This is a genomic window from Mesorhizobium sp. 2RAF45 (assembly GCF_052115225.1).
Lineage (GTDB): Bacteria > Pseudomonadota > Alphaproteobacteria > Rhizobiales > Rhizobiaceae > Mesorhizobium > Mesorhizobium jarvisii.
In genome coordinates, this window is the sequence record NZ_JBFRGG010000004.1 from 445,710 (window position 1) to 462,112 (window position 16,403).

Consider the following 16,403-nt stretch of genomic DNA (forward strand, 5'->3'; position numbering starts at 1 on the left):
CGAAATGTGGTCAGCGGCTGGTTACAGCCATCGCACTGTTGCGCGAAAGCCAAAATGGCGGAAGGAATGCCGGAATGTTTGAGAAGGGCAGCACCTCCGGCCTGAGGCGGATGCCAAGCACATCCGCCATGAAGGCGCGGCGCGCTTCAATACGGCTCCAGGTTTCGGGATAGCGCGCTGCGATCTCCTCGCGCAGTGCCTCGTCGGCGAGTGCGATGCCATCCTCGATGTTGGTGGTGAAATAGTCGCTGCCGGTTGCCGGGATGATGTCGACCTGCAACGCCATGCCGGATCGCAACTTGATGTCTGAGCCGGAAAACACCGGCGAATGCATCCACTCGTCGATATGGACGAGATGGCCGGGATTGAGGGATACGCCAAAGAACGGGTCGCCGATGCGATCATCCACCGCTTTCCACAGAGCGCCACCGGTCGTGCCGATACCGATCGCCTCGTACCAGTCGACAACCGCGGCGAAATAGGGCGCGACGAGCTTTTCGACGTAGTCGCGGACGGCGGGTGGCAACTCTGATGCATCCTCGGCCAAAAAACCGGCGCGGGCGTTGAGCGCGCCCTGGATGCCATAGGCCATGGTGATCGGATCACCACGCCGGATGATGTCGAGGCGGGGGCTGGGCAAGCCATAGGCGGCGCGCTTTCCCGCCGACAACATGGGATGGCAACCATGCGGCAGGCCGTTCATGCCCATCAGCCGCGCCGCCTGCAGTTCGGTCATGCCGGGCTCGATGCCTTGCAGGACATTGCGCAGCCCTTGCGAGGTGAAGGTCGCGGCAAATTCAAAGCTGGCCAACTGATCGGCCTCGTTGAGGGCGCGCAGGCCGTCGGTCGGGTTCATCAGCAGATTGGCGGCATTCACAACTGCGCCCTTGTTGCCGACAAGCGTGCGCAGCGTATCGGCAACGAAGGAGGGCAGGTCGAGCGTCGTCTCATCGAAACCGGCATCGCCGGCGCCAAAAGGCTTCCAGCCGATGGCGCCGATCCTGTGGCCGGGCTTCAGGCCGCAGCCGGCAAGGATGTCAGGCAGCGCATCCGAGCGGTCGCGCGGCTGCGCCGGCAGCGAGAAGGTCTGGTAGAGCACGCGCTCGTAGGGCCCATCGCAGATTTCGGCATAGCCCCAGCCCTCATTGCCAACGAGAAGCCTTGGCTGGCTGCCGGGAACGATGACCAGCAATGTCTCCTCGAAACGCGGATCGTAGCCTGAGAGATAGGCAACATTGGCTGCGTGTTCGCGGTCGCCATAGATCGCGAAGGCATCGAAACCGGACTTGGCGCCGCGCGCAATCAGCGCTTCGATGCGCGCTCCATAGGTGTTTTGTGCAACCAACGGCATCACCGTCGGTTCGCCGAATTCGGGCAGCGACATGGATTTCAGACCAACCGATGCGACAGGCATGAACAAACGCCCCCAAGTGCTTGCAAGGATTCTGCGAATGCCCTTTGCGCATTGGCATGAAGGGCCGGACAATGGCGTTGCGGGGCCGGATATGCAATAGGCAGGATCGGCCGCGACAGACAGAAGCTGTGCGGCCGGATCGATGGCAGGTCTGTACGAAACATGCGGCACAAGGTGGCTTTCCAATGAGCAGTTTTTCCTCCCGCGTCGCCGTCGCGGCCGCCGCGATCCGCCAGATCTTTCCGGAAACGCCGCTGCAGGAAAACGACTACCTGTCGAAGAAGACCGGCGCTCGGGTGCTGCTGAAGCGCGAGGATCTGAGCCCGGTGCGCTCCTACAAGATCCGTGGCGCCTTCAACTTCTTCCGCAAGGCGCTTGCCGCCGGTAACCAGGCCGAACTGTTCGTCTGCGCGTCGGCCGGCAACCATGCCCAGGGGTTTGCCTTCGTCTGCCGCCATTTCGGCAAAAAGGGCGTGGTGTTCATGCCGGTGACGACGCCGCAGCAAAAGATTGACAAAACCAGGCTGTTTGGCGGCGATTTCGTCGAGATCAGGCTGGTCGGCGACTTTTTCGACGACTGCTATCGCGCCGCCTTCGAATTCACCGAAAGCTCAGGCGCCCACATGGTGCCGCCTTTCGACCACAAGGACATTATCGAGGGCCAGGCAACGGTCGCCTATGAGATCACGGGCCAGATGCCTGGCGCGCGCATGCCCGACATCATCATGCTGCCGGTCGGCGGTGGCGGGCTCGCCGCCGGCGTGACGCATTATTTCGCCGACCAGGGCCGGGAGGCCCGTTTCGTCTTTTGCGAGCCGGCCGGCGCACCGAGCCTGCATGACAGCCTCGAGGCGGGAAAACGGCTGAAGCTCGCCAAGGTCGACAACTTCGTCGACGGCGCGGCGGTGGCCGAGATCGGCCGTGAACCCTTGCGGTATCTCAAGGAATTCGCGGCCGACACGGTGCGGCTGATCCCGGAAAACCGGCTCTGCGCGACCATGATCGAGATGCTCAATGTCGAAGGCGTCGTGCTTGAGCCCGCCGGCGCATTGGCCATCGACGCGTTGAAGGATTTTTCCAGGAAGGAGATCCGCGGCAAGACCATTGTCGCCGTGGTTTCGGGCGGCAATTTCGATTTCGAGCGGCTGCCGGATGTCAAGGAACGGGCCCTGCGCTTCGAAGGCCTGAAGAAATACTTCATCATCCGCTTCCCGCAGCGGCCGGGCGCGCTGCGCGACTTCCTCGAAATGCTGGGACCGGACGACGACATCGCCCGCTTCGAGTATCTGAAGAAGTCGGCGCGCAATTTCGGCTCGGTGCTGATCGGCATCGAAACCAAGGACCGCCGCAATTTCGACCTGCTGAAGGCAAATTTCGAGGCCGAGGGCGTCCAGTATCAGGACATCACCGACAACGAGACATTGGCAGGCTTCATCATATGAGCGCGAAGGTCTTCATCGCCCTGTTTTCCGGCATCAATGTCGGCGGCAACCGCATCGTCAAGATGGCGGAGCTGCGCTCGTTCTTCGAGGATCTCGGCTTTTCCGCCGTCGCCACCTATGTGCAGAGCGGCAACGTCGTGTTCCGAGCCGGCAAAGGCGACGCCGCCGCGCTGACCAGACAGATTGAAGCGGCCTTCGAGAAGAAATGGGGTTTTCGTTCCCGGATCATGGTGCGGGATGTCTCCTGGTTGGAACGGCTGGTGAGCGAAAATCCCTATCCGGAAGCGGCCGCCGACCACACCAAGCTCCACGCCTATGCGCTGGAGCGTGAGCCGACCGTCGAAGAGGTGGCGCGGCTGGCTGAAAAATGCACAGGCCCCGAACGCTTCGAAGTCAAGGGAGACGTACTTTACCTCAGCGCGCCGGACGGGCTCGGCAAGTCAGTCTTCGCCAACCTCATTCCGCGCGCTCTGAAGGTGCCGGGCACCGCGCGCAACTGGCGCTCGGTGCTGGCGCTGCAGGAGATGGCAGGGCAGACCGGCGGGAAAGCATGACCCCGAAAAGTGCGTGCCGGTTTTCGGAAACGGTCATGCTCGAACAAACACCTACGCTGCCGTCGCCGGCTTCCAGTCGAAGTTCAGTTCTTCGCGGAAGGCAAAGCGCTTGATGTGGTCGGCCACGACACTCTCCAGGCGCTCGAGCGATCCCGCTTCGTTGGTTGATACCACAATGTGCAGCGCTGCCGCGTCCGCATCCATGACGGTGCGGCCGAGCGACGTCAGGTCGATGGTGCCGTGGGTCGGGTTGAACTCGACGGGGAATTTGTGTGCCCAGTGCTTGCACAGCTGCTGCAGGTAGCGGCTGGCGTGCTCAGTGGCGACGTCGGCATGGCTGGATGGCATGAATGACTTCTCCTGGTCTGGGCGCTGGCCTGCCGGCCAGGCGTGATGACCGGTCAGATAGGTGGCGTGGTGCGAAACGGCAAAGGCGGCCGGCTTTTACCCCGGCCGCCTCGCTGAAAGATGGCGTGATTGCTACCAGCTTCCGGTGTTGGCCATCGAAGCCCAAGGTTCAGCCTTGGCTTTCGCGGGGCCCTTCTGCAGAAGCTCGATGGAGATGCCGTCCGGCGACCTGATGAAGGCCATGTTGCCATCGCGCGGCGGCCGGTTGATGGTGACGCCGTTGTCCATCAGATGCTGGCAGGTGGCGTAGATGTCATCGACCTCGTAGGCGAGGTGGCCGAAATTGCGCCCGCCCTTGTAGTCTTCCGGATCCCAGTTGTAGGTGAGTTCGATCAGCGGCGCCTTGTCGTTGATGCCGCTCTGCTCGTCTTCGGAGGCGGCGAGGAAGATCAGCGTGAAGCGGCCCTGCTCGTTTTCGTAGCGGCGGACCTCCTTCAGCCCGAGCTTGTTGCAGTAGAAATCGAGCGAGGCATCGACATCGGCGACGCGGACCATGGTGTGCAGATAGCGCATGAGTTTTCCTCGATCTGTTGGGGTGCGGCGCAACATAGGGTCGCCCCGGTGAAAGGGCAATCTCCTGCGCTTGGCGATGCCGGCAAAGAACAAATCCGGTATTCCCGCAATGAACCGTGAAAAAAGGCAGGGAAGGTCTTGCACACACCGGAAGCCGCGGTGTTAATCTGGTGTCAAGAATCAGTTGCGGTGTTCTTGAAAAAAGGGGGCATTCTTATGGGGGAAAAGGCCTCTTTAACGGGGCGGGCCGGAACCCTTGGCGACGCCTTGAAGCGCGACGAAGGCGGCGACGCCGCCGACCTGACCGAAATTGCCGGCGCCATCAAGTGGTTCGATGTGGCCAAGGGTTACGGGTTCATCCTACCCGATGACGGTGTCTCGGGCGATATCCTCCTCCATGTGACATGTCTTCGGCGGGACGGTTTCCAGACTGCCTTGGAAGGCGCGCGCGTGGTTTGCCTTGTCAAGCAGGGCGATCGCGGTCTGCAGGCCTTTCGTGTGCTTTCCATGGATGTCACCACCGCCGTCCATCCCGCGGAAATGCAGGAACAGCGCACCCATGTGGCGGTGACGCCGGAGAGCGGGCTCGAACGCGCTTTGGTCAAATGGTTCAACCGCACCAAGGGCTTTGGCTTCCTGACGCGCGGCGAAGGCACCGAGGACATTTTCGTCCACATGGAGACCTTGCGCCGCTATGGCATCACCGAGCTTCGGCCGGGCCAGGTCGTGCTCGTCCGTTTCGGCCGCGGTGACAAAGGCCTTATGGCCGCCGAAATTCACCCCGATATGGGCACCTTGCCGGTTTCGCACTAGGACGATTTCGGCCGAGGATCTTGGATGACTCGCAGGAACTGGCTGACGGCGGGCGTGTTTTGCGCCATTGCGGCCGTGATCGTGGCCGCAGGTGCTTTCTTCTATTCGGAACGGCCGACCTCGGCAGACGGCCGGGCGATGATCCTTCCGGTCGACCCGACGCCGCTGGTCGTGGTGACGAAAGATGGGAATCGCTCTTTTTCCATCGAAATCGCCGACACCGATTTGGAGCGCGAGGCCGGCCTGATGTTTCGCCAGGACATGGCGGACGATCACGGCATGCTGTTCGTCTTCGAGATACAGCAGCAGGTCAGTTTCTGGATGCAAAACACGCCGATGCCGCTTGACCTGATCTTTGTCGGCCAGGATGGCAAGATCCGCGCCGTCAAGCATGGCGAACCGCAATCCCAGGCCATCATTTCACCTGGCGTGCCTGTGCGCTTCGTGCTCGAGCTCAAGGCCGGCACCGCCGCCAAATACGGCATCGGGTATGGCGACCTGTTGCGCCACCCGGCAGTCGGCACCGTATCCGGACCCGGCATGCCACCGCCGGACAATGGCGATGCACCCAACGGCGGCGGCTGAACGCGAGGTGGGGCAGCCGATGCAGTTCTTCTCTCATGACGGGTTCGATCTTGCCTTCCTCGACCGCCAGCCGGCATCGGGGCAGGGCGATCCCGTGCTCATGATCCACGGCTTCGCCTCGAGCCACTACGTCAACTGGGTGTCGCCCGGCTGGTTCAAGACGCTCAACGATGCCGGGTATCGCGCCATCGCCTTCGACAATCGCGGCCATGGCTCGTCATCGAAGAGCTATGACGAGGCCGACTATACGCCAGCGAAAATGGCCTCGGATGCCGCCGCCTTGCTCGACCATCTCGGCATCGAACGGGCCCATGTCATGGGCTATTCGATGGGTGCTCGCATCGCGGCGTTTCTGGCTCTGTCCGATCCGCACAAGGTGGCGACGCTGGTCTTTGGCGGCCTCGGCATCGGCATGATCGACGGCGTCGGCGATTGGGATCCGATTGCCGCGGCCCTGCTTGCCGACGATCCGGCGGCGACCAGCCATCCGCGCGGCCGCTCTTTCCGCGCCTTCGCCGACCAGACCCGCAGCGATCGCCGGGCGCTTGCCGCCTGCATCGCCACATCGCGGGAGCTGCTGAGCGAGGATGATATTGCCCGCATCGCCCAGCCGACGCTGGTCGCGGTCGGCACCACGGACGACATTGGCGGCTCGCCGGACGAACTCGCCGCCCTGATGCCGAACGCCAGGGCTTTCCACATCGGGGGCAGGGATCATATGCTGGCGGTCGGGGACAAGACTTTCAAGCAACGCGTTCTGGAGTTTTATGCCGAATATCCGCTTTGAGCGGTCCGCCGGGGAGCAACAGCGGTACAATGGGGAAGAAGCACGGCCGCCATGCCCGGCGCGTCGCTCGAGCGACAATCGCGTCCTTGGAGTGCTGGGGATCGTTCTCAACGGGCTGTCGGTGGCGGCGGCTGGCCATCCTCGCGGCAATGGCGTCGACCATAGGCGCCTTTACCTGATCCCCGCTAGCCTGTAGCGAGGGCCGCCAGCGACCGCGCCATGTTCAGCCTGGCCTGCGGCTCGAAGCGCCGGCGAAATTCCTCGGTGAGGAAAATGCGCGGGCGGGCAAGGAAATCCTTCAGCACGGCACCCCGCCCGGCACGCCACATCGGCTCTTCCACCCAGTCATATTCGCGGCGCACCGCGCGTTCATAGGCGTCGAACACGTCAGGCACGGCACCCAGGATCGACAGATCCATGTCGAGGAAAAGACTGGCGTCGCGCGTGGCCTTCGCATCGTCGAACTGGGGCAATTGGTGCGCAGCCGTGGCCAGGATCATCGCGCCGATGCGGTCCAGGCGCTCCGCGTCGGTGCGGCCCGCGAGCTTTTGCGCGGCAAGCGCGGCACTTCTGGCCTCATTGTCCTTGGCCTTGCTGTCATAGATGGCGTCGTGGAACCAGATCGCCGCTTCGACGGCCTGGGGATCACCGAGCAGCGCTCGATAATCGCCGGCCAGCGCCAGCATCGCCTCGATATGGGCAAGGTTGTGATAGTGACGGCTTTCGGCGCGGTAGAGCGCCGCGAGTTCCTGTTTCAGCGGTTTGTCGACCAGGGGCTGGTCTTCCATGTTCGTCATCCGTCCAGCTAATCGATCTCAGCCTCTTCGAGCCAGTCACTCCGAACCTTGCATAGGCCGGAGCTCTGGGGAATGCTGCCATTCCCGGAATACCCGACCCAGGAGGCCGACATGACCAATACGCCAGGCAGCGAGAACCCCAGACCGGGGACGATCGACATGAAGCTGGAGGCCGTCATCATCGCCGTTGCGGATGCCGATCGGTCCAAGCGCTTCTACAGCGGCCTGGGTTGGCGGCTCGATGCGGACTTCGTCGTCGGCGATGCGTTTCGCGTCGTGCAGTTTACGCCTCCCGGGTCGCCGTGCTCGATCCATTTCGGCAAAGGGCTGACATCGGCCGCGCCGGGCTCGGCGAAGGGACTTTATCTCGTGGTGTCCGATATCGAGGCGGCGCATGCCGAACTCGTGGCACGCGGCATCGAGGCGAGCGAGGTGTTCCACCGCACGGGGCCTGGGCAGCCGGCGATCAGTGGCCGGCATCCGGAGGGGCGCAGCTATTCATCCTATGTCACGTTTGCCGATCCGGACGGCAACAGCTTCATACTGCAGGAAATCACCCAGCGACTGCCTGGACGCGTGGATGCCAGCGACACGATATTCACGTCGTCGGGCGAGCTTGCCGCGGCGCTGCGCCGTGCGGCGGCGGCACATGGCGAACACGAGAAACGGACCGGCGGACAGTATGATGTGAACTGGCCCGACTGGTATGCCGAATACATGGTGGCCGAACAGGCTGGCACCTCGCTGCCGACTTGAAATGAGATCCATCGCAGCGCGGCGTCATTGGCGCCGCGCCGGCCTTGAGCCCGCCATCAGATCGTTCCGGCAGTGGGCGCGGCAGGCCGCCTCCAGCAGCACGGCGATCAAGGGTTCGTTTTCCATGGCCGCTTGAATTCCTGCGAACCAAATCCATTTGACACAGCACTAAGGAAAATTGAGTTCAATCGTGCTATGATCTGGCCTATATGTGCGGCCGGACAACAGGCAAGCCAGCAGGACGCAGGACGAGACGTCGATGAACAGCATCAGCATTTCCCGCCATAGCGCGTTGCAGCCGGTCGATCCGATCTGGCGTTCGATCCGCGACGAAGCGATGGACGCCGTCAACCGCGACCCCCTGCTCGCTGCCTTCCTCTATTCGACGATCCTCAACCAGGAGAGCCTGGAAGAGGCCGTCATCCACCGCATCGCCGAGCGGCTTGCCCATCAGGATATCGGCTCCGATCTCATCCGCCAGACCTTCAAGACCATGCTGGCTGACGACAAGGAATGGCCGACCACCGTGCGTGTCGACATCCAGGCCTATTACGACCGCGACCCCGCTTGCGACCGCTTCATCATGCCTGTGCTCTATTTCAAGGGCTTTCACGCCATTCAGACCCATAGGCTGGCGCATTGGCTGTGGAGCCAGGGTCGCAAGGATTTCGCGCTCTATCTGCAGAGCCGCTCGTCCTCGGTCTTCCAGACCGACATCAACCCGGCCGCGCGCATCGGCAAGGGTATCTTCATCGATCATGCCACCGGCCTCGTCGTCGGCGAGACCGCGGTCATCGAGGACGATGTGTCGATCCTGCACGGCGTGACGCTGGGCGGCACCGGCAAGGCCGGCGGCGACCGCCATCCCAAGATCCGCCGTGGCGTGCTGATCGGCGCCGGCGCCAAGATTCTCGGCAATATCGAGATCGGCCATTGCTCCAAGGTCGCCGCCGGATCGGTGGTGCTGTCGCCCGTTCCGCACAACAAGACGGTTGCCGGCGTGCCGGCCCGCGTGGTCGGCGAGACCGGCTGCGACCAGCCTTCGCGCCAGATGGACCAGCTGCTGCCGTCGCAATCGATGGACCAGGTGATCAGCTTCGACATCTGATTTCCGCGCCGGCGCGCCGTCCGGCGCGATTGCGATTTTGTCCGGCGGCGCTGCCGCTTCCGGTGCAATACGGCCGGCTTGCCTTTACATCGCCATTGTCGACGTGCCAGAAGCGCCCTTCAAACCAGCAAGCCCGATGATCGGAGAAGACTGTTGAAGCCGGACGAAATCAGAAAGCTGGACGCCTATTTCAAGCGCGTCTTCCAGAACCCCAAGCTTGAGGTCAAGGCACGGCCGCGCAAGGAAGATTCCGCCGAAGTCTATGTCGGTGACGAGTTCCTCGGCATCGTCTTCAAGGACGAGGACGACGGCGACTACAATTTCTCGATGGCGATCCTCGACATCGATCTGGGTTGAGCCCGCATCAAATGGCAGGCCGCGTCTGGCGCGGCCTGCCATTGTCCCTCAATGTCCGCTCTTCAGCATTCGCCCGGCCTCCGCCGCCATCGCCGCGTCGAGTGCCTGCCAGTCGCCAAGGAATTCCTTGGGAAAGCGGTAGGTGAGGCTGAGATCGTCACCGACATGCACGTCCCGTTCGCACGGCGCCAGTGATTGACCGGCACTCGGCCCGCTCAGGCAGCGGGCCACGAAAGGGTCCTTTCCCCCGCGCTTGCCGACCACCAACACCTCGTTCAGATAGCCTGATTTCTCGTTGAAACCGTAGACCGTCGTGCCACCCGGTCCTGGAACGCCGGGCTGGACGATCAGCGCGCTGTAGATCGGCGCGAACCGGCCGCTCATGTCGCGCGACATCATCTGCTGTTCGAAGGACAGGAAGATGATCTTCCCATTGGCTTCCGAGTGGTTGAAATCGTCGCGGGCCGCCTCGCTGTAACCGTCCATCTGGGGATAGCGCAGATAAAGGTCGAGACGCGAAGCGATGCCGTCGCGCCGGGCCTGGTCGAAACGGATGAAATTGGCCGGCACGGAAATCACATTGTTGCCGATCACCACCCGGCGCACCGTCGGGTCGTCGGTATATCCGGCCATGGCGATGCTATGGCCGAACCATTTGCCGCCAAGGCTTATCGCGACCGACAGCAAGGCAAGTGCGGCGAAGGCATAGAACACCCGCTTCATCAGCATGGAATCGACCACGGTGAGTTCAGGGCCGTCGGCGGTCGCTGCCTGCTTCATCTCGGTCCTCATCCCAGCCGCCATTCCCAGTGTCCCTCGGCGGCACACATCGCGCGGCACGGCTCTTGCAGCCTTCCTGAAACGACTGTGCGATTTCATGGTAAATGGAAGGTTAAGATGGCTCAGATGGAACTCTTCCTGTTTGCTTTTGTCGTCGGGCTGACGGTGTGCGGGCTGACGGGCTCGACGATGGAGCTGGTGTCGGGCCGAAAGGTCGCCTTCACTGAGCCCTATGTGTCGCCCGCCCATGTGCTGCGCTCGCTGGCGGCCACCGCTGGCGCCGGGCCGTTCATGCTGGTCAACGACGCCCTCGATGCCCGCCGCGAGAAGCGCATTTCGACGATGGCACTCCTGTCATGCGGCTGCACGGCGATTGCCTGGTCCCTGGCGCTGGGCATCGTCGTGCTTGCCATTGCCTCTTGGACGATCGGTCTCTTAGGGTCCGGCGTCTGAGACGATTCGGAGGCCGACAATGCCGCTTTATGCGATCGACGGAACGCAGCCCAGCTTCGCGGATGCTGACACAAACTGGATCGCGCCCGATGCGACGCTGATTGGCGACGTGCGCGTCGGCCGCAATGCCGGTTTCTGGTTCGGCGTCGTCATTCGCGGAGACAATGAGCCGATCACTATCGGCGCCGACACCAATGTGCAGGAACACACGGTCATGCACACCGATCCCGGCTTTCCGCTGACCATCGGCGAGGGCTGCACGATTGGCCACCGGGCCATGCTGCATGGCTGCACGATCGGCGACAACAGCCTGATCGGCATGGGCGCCATCGTGCTGAACGGCGCCAGGATCGGCAAGAATTCGCTCGTCGGCGCCGGCGCGCTGGTCACCGAAGGCAAGGAATTTCCGGACAATTCGTTGATCGTCGGCTCGCCGGCCAAGGCGATCAGGGTGCTGGACGACGCAGCCGTCGCCAGGCTGCGCGGCTCGGCCGCACACTACGTCGCCAATGGCAAGCGCTTCAAGGCAGGGCTGAAGAAGGTTTGAGGCCAGTTTCGGCCGATCCCGGTCGCCGACGGTTCTATCGTGGGCCGAGCCATTATCTATAAGAGCCGCGCCTTGCCATGGCATCACGCAGCAATGAAGCGCCGGCTTCAAAGCCGGCATTGTCGGCTTCCTCGATGGCTGTCGTATAGTCATCGATGCGGGTTGCGAGAGTAGGGTCGGCGCCAGCAGCCAAAAGCGGACGGATCGCTTCGGCGCTGCGGATAGCCACCGAATAGTGAAGAGGCGTCCAGTCGTTCACGCCCCGCATATTGGGATCGGCGCCGGCCTCGATCAACATCTGGATGATTTCCAGTCGGTCGGCCCGGTCGGTGGACAGCGCGGCAATGATTGCCGGAAACCCACCGTGATCCCCGTAATTCGGATCCGAGCCTGCATCCAGCAACGTCGAGATGAAGCCGACCGGGCTCCAATAGATCGCGTATTCCAAAGGATGTCCGAGGCCGAATTCGAACGGCATACGTTCGTCAAACCAGCGGGGCGAACCGCCCAGCGCTTTGCCAAGGCCATCGAAGTCACCGGCCTTGAAGGCATCGTCGATCGCCTTGAACAGACGATGACGCTCGCATCGATCTTCCGGGATTTCCAGCATCGCCGTGATCCAGAGGACGAAACCAACAGCCTATGATGCCTCGATCCGCTGTCCGTGCAAAGGAGGCGGTGGATAGTCGGATGCGCCTGCCCAACCCTGATTGGGTTTCGAGCATCGCCAGAAATGGCGGAGCCGGCCCGGGGACGGGGCCGGCTCCTTAGACCCGGTCGTTGGGGACGGGGAGGGTGGGGACTCGACCGGGTTTCTCGTCACGTCCTAGCGGACGCTGGCGACCGCGTCGGAGCGGCCGTCATTGATCGTCACCCAAACGCCCGAATTCTCCGTCGATTGACGCTTGAGATAGGTGTAGTCGGTGTCCGTCCAGGACAGCACCTTGGTTTCCAGATTGTCGAGGATGAACTCGCCGAGGCTGGTGCGCACGGTCAGCACGGCGTGGCCGTCGCCATTCGGCTGGCGCGCAACCGTCATCAAGAGATCGCCCGCCGGCACGCCCGCGTCCATCAGTTCGCGGCGCTTCTCCAGCGCATAATCCTCGCAATCGCCATAGCCATTGTCGGGATACGCCCAGTACTCCTCGACACCGTAGTTTTCCATGTCGGTGCGCGGCTTGATGCGGGTGTTGACCGTATTGTTGATGTTGACGATCGTCGCCCAGAGCTTGCGGGTCAGGTCGACAGGCGCGCCCTTGGGCGTCTTCTCGTTGCATTCGCCAGGGATGCGCTGGCAGAATTCATAGTGGCCGACAGGCTGTGTGGTACGGCCGCCAGTGTGCATATAGGCCGGTCCCGCGGCATATGCTGATCCCCAAGCGGAAAGCTGCATCGCCATTGCCATAAGCAACAGCTTGCCCCTCGTTTTTTTCATTTTCTAGTCTCCCCGTTCGAAGGAGACATTGCCACGACTGGATTTATTTGACGCAAAAGCGCGAAGCAGACTTTAAGTAAAACGCCAATAGAATAAACATAAAATTTGAATCATTTGAGTATTGAATTGTTTGGATTGCCCGGGCTGGCATCGGAGCGCATGCCCGGCGCCTCGAATGGCAGCCTGCCTGTTGGAAGACAATCCGGCCACTTGCGAAGGGACAAATCGCTGTCGCCCGGAAACAAAAAACCGGCCACGCAGGGCCGGTTTGCTTGCAGCGTCCGTTGGACCCGGTCAGGCGCGTGGCGTGTTGAATTCGGAATCGAGCGTCTCAGGGCGCTGGATGACGGCGAATTCGATGGCGACGCCATCCTCGAAATGACGAACGATCTGGCCGCGCATGGTGCCGAGCATGACCTGGACGCCTATCGCCGGCTTCACGTCGATCTCGATCGCGGCGCCCGACAGCGACAGGTCGATGATCCGGCACTGGTATTGGCGGCCATCGGTGAGCTGCAGCACGCTGGTCGGGTTGCGCGGCGCGACGCGCTCGTGGCGGCGGTCTTCCGGCAGGTCGAGTTCGTGCTTGTTGGCAAGCCAGGTCAGTTGCGCCGCCAGCTTGTCCTTCTTGCGGTCGGACGCGATCACCGTCATGGCGAAGCCGTCCTGCAGCGTGCGCGTAACGACGCCTTCGATGCGGCCGATATGGTCGATATAGGCGATCACCTTTTCACCGGGCATGCCGATGCGATCGGTGCGGAACGCGACATTGCCGGGCGACATGTCGACAACCTGGCAAGGATGCTCGGTGCGGTCTTCCAGCATGAATCGCCCGTATATCTTGACCCGGACGCGCTGAAAGTTACGCCTTTCAGCTTGGGACGGCGCGTAGTCGACCGCCGCTGACCTCATGACTGCCTACACCCCGTTTGGCATTCCCGCGCGTCAATGCGAGGGACTTCATCACAGAAGTACAACAAAGCGGGTTAACAAAGGGGAAAAACGAGCCTGCGAGACCGTGCGATCATCAACTATTCGTCGCGCCCGCCGTCGAAGACGACGAGATGGCGGATGCGGCGCGCCCGGCCAAGCGCCGAGATCGTATCGGGCGCCTCGAGTTCGGCTGGAACAAGCGAGGGAACGTCGATCGCCGGCCGGTTGTTGAGCATCTCTTTCTCCGGATCGATGACACGAATCGAATCGATCATTGCGTCCGTGATTGGGTCGGCGCCCAGCCAGAACGGCTTCTCCGCGGCACTGATCACGCCAAGGCAGCGCGGGTTCTCGATGCCGCCGTCGAGCGGCAAGGCAAGCAATTCGAACTTGTTGGAGCGGCCATTGCGACTGAAGCCCTCGAAATTGATCAGCACCACCGATTTCTGGTCGAAAACCCCGTGAATCAGCCGTGAGACCAGACGCTGATCCTTCTCGCGCCACAGCGACGGGAAGGAGAACCCCTTGAGTTCGCGGCCATAACAGGCGCAGAGCCTGGTGCCGGCTAGGCGGAAGATGGGTTGGCCGCGCGTGTCTCTTTCCAGGATGAACGTGTCGGCCAAAAGCGACTTGATATCGGCCGGCTCGACTTCCGAACGCTTCGGAGCGGGGCGTCCGTCACGCAGGCGGTTCCAATAATGGAACAGCGTGATCGATCCGTTTTGGTTCATGGTATGCTGCTCCGCGCATTCTGTCGTCTGATGTCCCATCGGTGAACAGAAGGGCGCCCTCCGATGACCTACATGCGTTGCGGAGCAGGAAGCGTGCCAGCGTCGTTAACACTTGTTCACGGGTCGGGGGCGTTAAGGTTAACAACTGGTTTACGTTGCTCCCAAGCAGGCCCTGTGGCACATCAAAACCACTCCAGAAGCGGTCGTTTCGCGACGATCGGCAGCACTTCAGTCAAGAGTTTTAGGGGAGCAGGGGGCTCGACCGGCCGTTCAGGGGAAACCTTGGACGGCTTCTTTTTTGATTCGCACTGGGGCGATTCGCCGTTTGCGGTTCCAATGGCCGTGATCTAGATGCTCGCCAGATCGAACAGCACCGAGTGCGATTGCAGATGAGCGAACAGCAAAATCCAACCGAGGCCGAGCCGGCCGAAAGCCTGCCGCCGCCTGCGCGCGAACCGGTGTTCAATCTGCCGCCGATCGTGCTGGCGGTGATCGGCATTTGCGCGGCCGTCTTCCTGCTGCAGCAATATGTGCTGAACGACGCGCAGCAGATGACGCTGCTCTACGATGGAGCCTTCATTCCCGTCCTCTATACCGGGCAATACGGCTTCGACTGGTTCCTGTTCACGCGTCCCTTCACCTATGCCTTCATGCATGGGGGCTTTGCCCATATCGCCATCAACATGGTCTGGCTCGCCGCCTTTGGTTCGCCGTTGGCCAATCGCCTCGGCGGGCTCCGGTTCGCTCTGTTCTTCGCCGTCACCGGGCTGGCTTCCGTCGCGCTGTTCTGGGCCATGCACCCCTATGGCGAGGCACCGCTGGTCGGCGCCTCCGGCGCCATATCGGGCATGATGGGTGCTGCGGCGCGTTTCGGTTTCCGCACCGACCGCTCTGCCGGCACGGCGGCCTTCGCCGGCCCTGTGCTGCCGATCGCGACTGTCTTGCGTTCGCGCGGTGTCGTGATTTTCCTTGCCGTGTGGATGATCATCAACCTCGCCACCGGCCTGCTCGGATTTGCGCCTGGAGCAGATGGGCAGATCGCCTGGGAGGCGCATATTGGCGGCTTCGTCGCCGGCTTTTTCGGCTTGCGCTGGTTCGATCGGCGATGGCAGCAGCCGGAATGGGAGAGCACCGACCACCGCACTTGAAATGCAACCGATCACGGCGCACGATGTTCACTCTTACGTGAAAGCCGGTCTGGGCAGGGAACCGGCAGGCGAAGCAGAGGAGGACGCCATGACGGTTAAGGCAATTCTGGAAAAGAAGGGCCACGACGTGTTGACGCTCGGGCCGAACGAAAAGCTCAGCGAAGCCATCCGCATCCTGGCCGAACACAAGATCGGCGCGCTGGTCATCACCAATGGCGATCACAAGATTGTCGGCATCCTGTCGGAGCGCGACATCGTGCGGGTTGTCGCCAAGGAAGGTGCCGCCGCGCTCGATATCGCCGTGCGTTCGGCAATGACGCCGAAGGTGAAGATCTGCAACGAGAACCACACCGTCAACGAGGTGATGGAGATCATGACCAGGGGCCGTTTCCGCCATCTGCCGGTGGAAAAGGACGGCCTGCTCGATGGCATCGTCTCCATCGGTGACGTAGTCAAGCGCCGCATCGAGGATGTCGAGCGCGAGGCGGACGAGATCAGGGCCTACATCGCCACCGCCTGAGCGGTGAAAGGAACCGCCGGCCGGAAACCCAGCCGGCGGAACCGTAGCCTATCGATTGTCGAGTTCGGAGCGGACGAGTTCGAGGCCGCGCCTGGTGATGCGGTAAGGGCCACCACCCGACGACGAAACCGCCTTCTTGCGTTTCAGCTTTCGAAACAGGTCGAGATCGACGCCCGGATAGTGCCAGCCGTCGCGGGTCAGGCATTTGACGGAGGCGATCCGTTTCTTCTGGTTCTTTTCGATTTCAATGCGTCCGCCCTGCGCAAGCAGGTGCAGGATGCGCTGTTCAGTGCGCGAAATATCCATGAGGAGAAATTCCCGG

Annotated in this window: 22 protein-coding genes; 12 read left to right on the forward strand and 10 right to left on the reverse strand. The window is 62.2% G+C overall.

All coding sequences use genetic code 11. The features are described 5' to 3' along the window. Positions 1 to 10: 10 nt before the first annotated feature. A complete protein-coding gene (locus AB4Z43_RS15215; RefSeq protein ID WP_441938160.1) occupies positions 11 to 1,414 on the reverse strand; it encodes an aminopeptidase P family N-terminal domain-containing protein in 1,404 nt (467 codons plus the stop codon). Positions 1,415 to 1,599: 185 nt separating this feature from the next. On the opposite strand from AB4Z43_RS15215, the gene ilvA reads away from it, so the two are divergent. Further along, positions 1,600 to 2,856: a threonine ammonia-lyase IlvA gene (ilvA, locus tag AB4Z43_RS15220; RefSeq protein WP_441938162.1), complete on the forward strand. Its 1,257-nt coding sequence runs from the start codon at positions 1,600 to 1,602 to the stop codon at positions 2,854 to 2,856. Continuing rightward, positions 2,853 to 3,410 carry a DUF1697 domain-containing protein gene (locus AB4Z43_RS15225; RefSeq protein ID WP_038646544.1) on the forward strand — a complete coding sequence of 186 codons (558 nt, stop codon included), beginning with the start codon at positions 2,853 to 2,855 and terminating at the stop codon, positions 3,408 to 3,410. Before ilvA ends, AB4Z43_RS15225 begins: the two co-directional genes overlap by 4 nt. A gap of 51 nt (positions 3,411 to 3,461) precedes the next feature. On the opposite strand, the gene AB4Z43_RS15230 is transcribed toward AB4Z43_RS15225, so the two are convergent. Continuing rightward, a complete protein-coding gene (locus AB4Z43_RS15230) occupies positions 3,462 to 3,758 on the reverse strand; it encodes a DUF2218 domain-containing protein (protein WP_064982826.1) in 297 nt (98 codons plus the stop codon). Between the two features lie 132 nt (positions 3,759 to 3,890). Then, complete coding sequence (gloA, locus tag AB4Z43_RS15235; RefSeq protein ID WP_010909179.1) at positions 3,891 to 4,331, reverse strand: lactoylglutathione lyase; 441 nt, start codon at positions 4,329 to 4,331, stop codon at positions 3,891 to 3,893. A gap of 216 nt (positions 4,332 to 4,547) precedes the next feature. On the opposite strand from gloA, the gene AB4Z43_RS15240 reads away from it, so the two are divergent. From AB4Z43_RS15240 to AB4Z43_RS15250, 3 genes are read left to right on the forward strand one after another with little or no spacing between them, the layout of a single operon-like run. Next, on the forward strand, positions 4,548 to 5,144 hold the full coding sequence (locus tag AB4Z43_RS15240; RefSeq protein ID WP_032920553.1) for a cold-shock protein: 597 nt from the start codon (positions 4,548 to 4,550) through the stop codon (positions 5,142 to 5,144). Positions 5,145 to 5,168: 24 nt separating this feature from the next. Next, complete coding sequence (locus tag AB4Z43_RS15245; protein ID WP_038646547.1) at positions 5,169 to 5,729, forward strand: DUF192 domain-containing protein; 561 nt, start codon at positions 5,169 to 5,171, stop codon at positions 5,727 to 5,729. Between the two features lie 19 nt (positions 5,730 to 5,748). Then, complete coding sequence (locus AB4Z43_RS15250; protein ID WP_038652582.1) at positions 5,749 to 6,516, forward strand: alpha/beta fold hydrolase; 768 nt, start codon at positions 5,749 to 5,751, stop codon at positions 6,514 to 6,516. 185 nt (positions 6,517 to 6,701) lie between these two features. Here the strand turns inward: AB4Z43_RS15250 and AB4Z43_RS15255 are convergent, their stop codons facing one another. Next, positions 6,702 to 7,304: an HD domain-containing protein gene (locus AB4Z43_RS15255; protein WP_083246966.1), complete on the reverse strand. Its 603-nt coding sequence runs from the start codon at positions 7,302 to 7,304 to the stop codon at positions 6,702 to 6,704. A gap of 120 nt (positions 7,305 to 7,424) precedes the next feature. Here AB4Z43_RS15255 and AB4Z43_RS15260 point away from each other — a divergent pair, with 120 nt between their 5' ends. From AB4Z43_RS15260 to AB4Z43_RS15270, 3 genes are all read left to right on the forward strand, one after another. Further along, positions 7,425 to 8,069, forward strand: coding sequence for a VOC family protein (locus tag AB4Z43_RS15260; protein WP_064983528.1), 645 nt, complete (start codon positions 7,425 to 7,427; stop codon positions 8,067 to 8,069). Between the two features lie 259 nt (positions 8,070 to 8,328). Then, a complete protein-coding gene (gene cysE, locus AB4Z43_RS15265; RefSeq protein WP_038652588.1) occupies positions 8,329 to 9,177 on the forward strand; it encodes a serine O-acetyltransferase in 849 nt (282 codons plus the stop codon). Positions 9,178 to 9,330: 153 nt separating this feature from the next. After that, positions 9,331 to 9,534, forward strand: coding sequence for a DUF3126 family protein (locus AB4Z43_RS15270; RefSeq protein ID WP_019857879.1), 204 nt, complete (start codon positions 9,331 to 9,333; stop codon positions 9,532 to 9,534). A 48-nt stretch (positions 9,535 to 9,582) separates the two neighbouring features. On the opposite strand, the gene AB4Z43_RS15275 is transcribed toward AB4Z43_RS15270, so the two are convergent. Continuing rightward, positions 9,583 to 10,314 (reverse strand): hypothetical protein, encoded by a 732-nt coding sequence (locus AB4Z43_RS15275; protein ID WP_202360065.1) that lies wholly within the window; start codon positions 10,312 to 10,314, stop codon positions 9,583 to 9,585. Between the two features lie 117 nt (positions 10,315 to 10,431). On the opposite strand from AB4Z43_RS15275, the gene AB4Z43_RS15280 reads away from it, so the two are divergent. Further along, the gene (locus AB4Z43_RS15280) at positions 10,432 to 10,767 is read left to right on the forward strand and encodes a DUF6949 family protein (protein ID WP_038646551.1); all 336 of its coding nucleotides are present in this window, start codon (positions 10,432 to 10,434) and stop codon (positions 10,765 to 10,767) included. A 19-nt stretch (positions 10,768 to 10,786) separates the two neighbouring features. Next, complete coding sequence (locus AB4Z43_RS15285; RefSeq protein ID WP_441938168.1) at positions 10,787 to 11,314, forward strand: gamma carbonic anhydrase family protein; 528 nt, start codon at positions 10,787 to 10,789, stop codon at positions 11,312 to 11,314. A 52-nt stretch (positions 11,315 to 11,366) separates the two neighbouring features. Here AB4Z43_RS15285 and AB4Z43_RS15290 read toward each other — a convergent pair whose 3' ends face one another. The 4 genes from AB4Z43_RS15290 to AB4Z43_RS15305 all read right to left on the reverse strand — a co-directional run bounded on the left by AB4Z43_RS15290 (position 11,367) and on the right by AB4Z43_RS15305 (position 14,413). Next, complete coding sequence (locus AB4Z43_RS15290) at positions 11,367 to 11,924, reverse strand: ankyrin repeat domain-containing protein (protein WP_441938170.1); 558 nt, start codon at positions 11,922 to 11,924, stop codon at positions 11,367 to 11,369. 216 nt (positions 11,925 to 12,140) lie between these two features. Further along, positions 12,141 to 12,749: a transglutaminase-like cysteine peptidase gene (locus AB4Z43_RS15295; RefSeq protein ID WP_019857886.1), complete on the reverse strand. Its 609-nt coding sequence runs from the start codon at positions 12,747 to 12,749 to the stop codon at positions 12,141 to 12,143. 294 nt (positions 12,750 to 13,043) lie between these two features. Beyond that, positions 13,044 to 13,661: a PilZ domain-containing protein gene (locus AB4Z43_RS15300; RefSeq protein WP_010909193.1), complete on the reverse strand. Its 618-nt coding sequence runs from the start codon at positions 13,659 to 13,661 to the stop codon at positions 13,044 to 13,046. Positions 13,662 to 13,780: 119 nt separating this feature from the next. Then, complete coding sequence (locus AB4Z43_RS15305) at positions 13,781 to 14,413, reverse strand: PAS domain-containing protein (protein ID WP_027046791.1); 633 nt, start codon at positions 14,411 to 14,413, stop codon at positions 13,781 to 13,783. Positions 14,414 to 14,802: 389 nt separating this feature from the next. Between AB4Z43_RS15305 and AB4Z43_RS15310 the strand changes: the two genes are divergently transcribed. Together AB4Z43_RS15310 and AB4Z43_RS15315 are read left to right on the forward strand one after the other, a co-directional pair. Then, the gene (locus AB4Z43_RS15310; RefSeq protein ID WP_019857888.1) at positions 14,803 to 15,561 is read left to right on the forward strand and encodes a rhomboid family intramembrane serine protease; all 759 of its coding nucleotides are present in this window, start codon (positions 14,803 to 14,805) and stop codon (positions 15,559 to 15,561) included. Positions 15,562 to 15,649: 88 nt separating this feature from the next. Then, positions 15,650 to 16,081: a CBS domain-containing protein gene (locus AB4Z43_RS15315; RefSeq protein ID WP_010909196.1), complete on the forward strand. Its 432-nt coding sequence runs from the start codon at positions 15,650 to 15,652 to the stop codon at positions 16,079 to 16,081. A gap of 48 nt (positions 16,082 to 16,129) precedes the next feature. On the opposite strand, the gene AB4Z43_RS15320 is transcribed toward AB4Z43_RS15315, so the two are convergent. Next, complete coding sequence (locus AB4Z43_RS15320; RefSeq protein WP_013895772.1) at positions 16,130 to 16,387, reverse strand: YjhX family toxin; 258 nt, start codon at positions 16,385 to 16,387, stop codon at positions 16,130 to 16,132. Between the last annotated feature and the right edge of the window lie 16 nt (positions 16,388 to 16,403).

Coding starts and splice junctions, on each gene's coding strand:
- AB4Z43_RS15215 (WP_441938160.1), bottom strand. CDS start 1,414: ATGCCTGTCGCATCGGTTGGTCTGAAATCCATGTCGCTGCCCGAATTC.
- ilvA (WP_441938162.1), top strand. CDS start 1,600: ATGAGCAGTTTTTCCTCCCGCGTCGCCGTCGCGGCCGCCGCGATCCGC.
- AB4Z43_RS15225 (WP_038646544.1), top strand. CDS start 2,853: ATGAGCGCGAAGGTCTTCATCGCCCTGTTTTCCGGCATCAATGTCGGC.
- AB4Z43_RS15230 (WP_064982826.1), bottom strand. CDS start 3,758: ATGCCATCCAGCCATGCCGACGTCGCCACTGAGCACGCCAGCCGCTAC.
- gloA (WP_010909179.1), bottom strand. CDS start 4,331: ATGCGCTATCTGCACACCATGGTCCGCGTCGCCGATGTCGATGCCTCG.
- AB4Z43_RS15240 (WP_032920553.1), top strand. CDS start 4,548: ATGGGGGAAAAGGCCTCTTTAACGGGGCGGGCCGGAACCCTTGGCGAC.
- AB4Z43_RS15245 (WP_038646547.1), top strand. CDS start 5,169: ATGACTCGCAGGAACTGGCTGACGGCGGGCGTGTTTTGCGCCATTGCG.
- AB4Z43_RS15250 (WP_038652582.1), top strand. CDS start 5,749: ATGCAGTTCTTCTCTCATGACGGGTTCGATCTTGCCTTCCTCGACCGC.
- AB4Z43_RS15255 (WP_083246966.1), bottom strand. CDS start 7,304: ATGGAAGACCAGCCCCTGGTCGACAAACCGCTGAAACAGGAACTCGCG.
- AB4Z43_RS15260 (WP_064983528.1), top strand. CDS start 7,425: ATGACCAATACGCCAGGCAGCGAGAACCCCAGACCGGGGACGATCGAC.
- cysE (WP_038652588.1), top strand. CDS start 8,329: ATGAACAGCATCAGCATTTCCCGCCATAGCGCGTTGCAGCCGGTCGAT.
- AB4Z43_RS15275 (WP_202360065.1), bottom strand. CDS start 10,314: ATGAAGCAGGCAGCGACCGCCGACGGCCCTGAACTCACCGTGGTCGAT.
- AB4Z43_RS15280 (WP_038646551.1), top strand. CDS start 10,432: ATGGCTCAGATGGAACTCTTCCTGTTTGCTTTTGTCGTCGGGCTGACG.
- AB4Z43_RS15285 (WP_441938168.1), top strand. CDS start 10,787: ATGCCGCTTTATGCGATCGACGGAACGCAGCCCAGCTTCGCGGATGCT.
- AB4Z43_RS15290 (WP_441938170.1), bottom strand. CDS start 11,924: ATGCTGGAAATCCCGGAAGATCGATGCGAGCGTCATCGTCTGTTCAAG.
- AB4Z43_RS15295 (WP_019857886.1), bottom strand. CDS start 12,749: ATGAAAAAAACGAGGGGCAAGCTGTTGCTTATGGCAATGGCGATGCAG.
- AB4Z43_RS15300 (WP_010909193.1), bottom strand. CDS start 13,661: ATGAGGTCAGCGGCGGTCGACTACGCGCCGTCCCAAGCTGAAAGGCGT.
- AB4Z43_RS15305 (WP_027046791.1), bottom strand. CDS start 14,413: ATGAACCAAAACGGATCGATCACGCTGTTCCATTATTGGAACCGCCTG.
- AB4Z43_RS15310 (WP_019857888.1), top strand. CDS start 14,803: ATGAGCGAACAGCAAAATCCAACCGAGGCCGAGCCGGCCGAAAGCCTG.
- AB4Z43_RS15315 (WP_010909196.1), top strand. CDS start 15,650: ATGACGGTTAAGGCAATTCTGGAAAAGAAGGGCCACGACGTGTTGACG.
- AB4Z43_RS15320 (WP_013895772.1), bottom strand. CDS start 16,387: ATGGATATTTCGCGCACTGAACAGCGCATCCTGCACCTGCTTGCGCAG.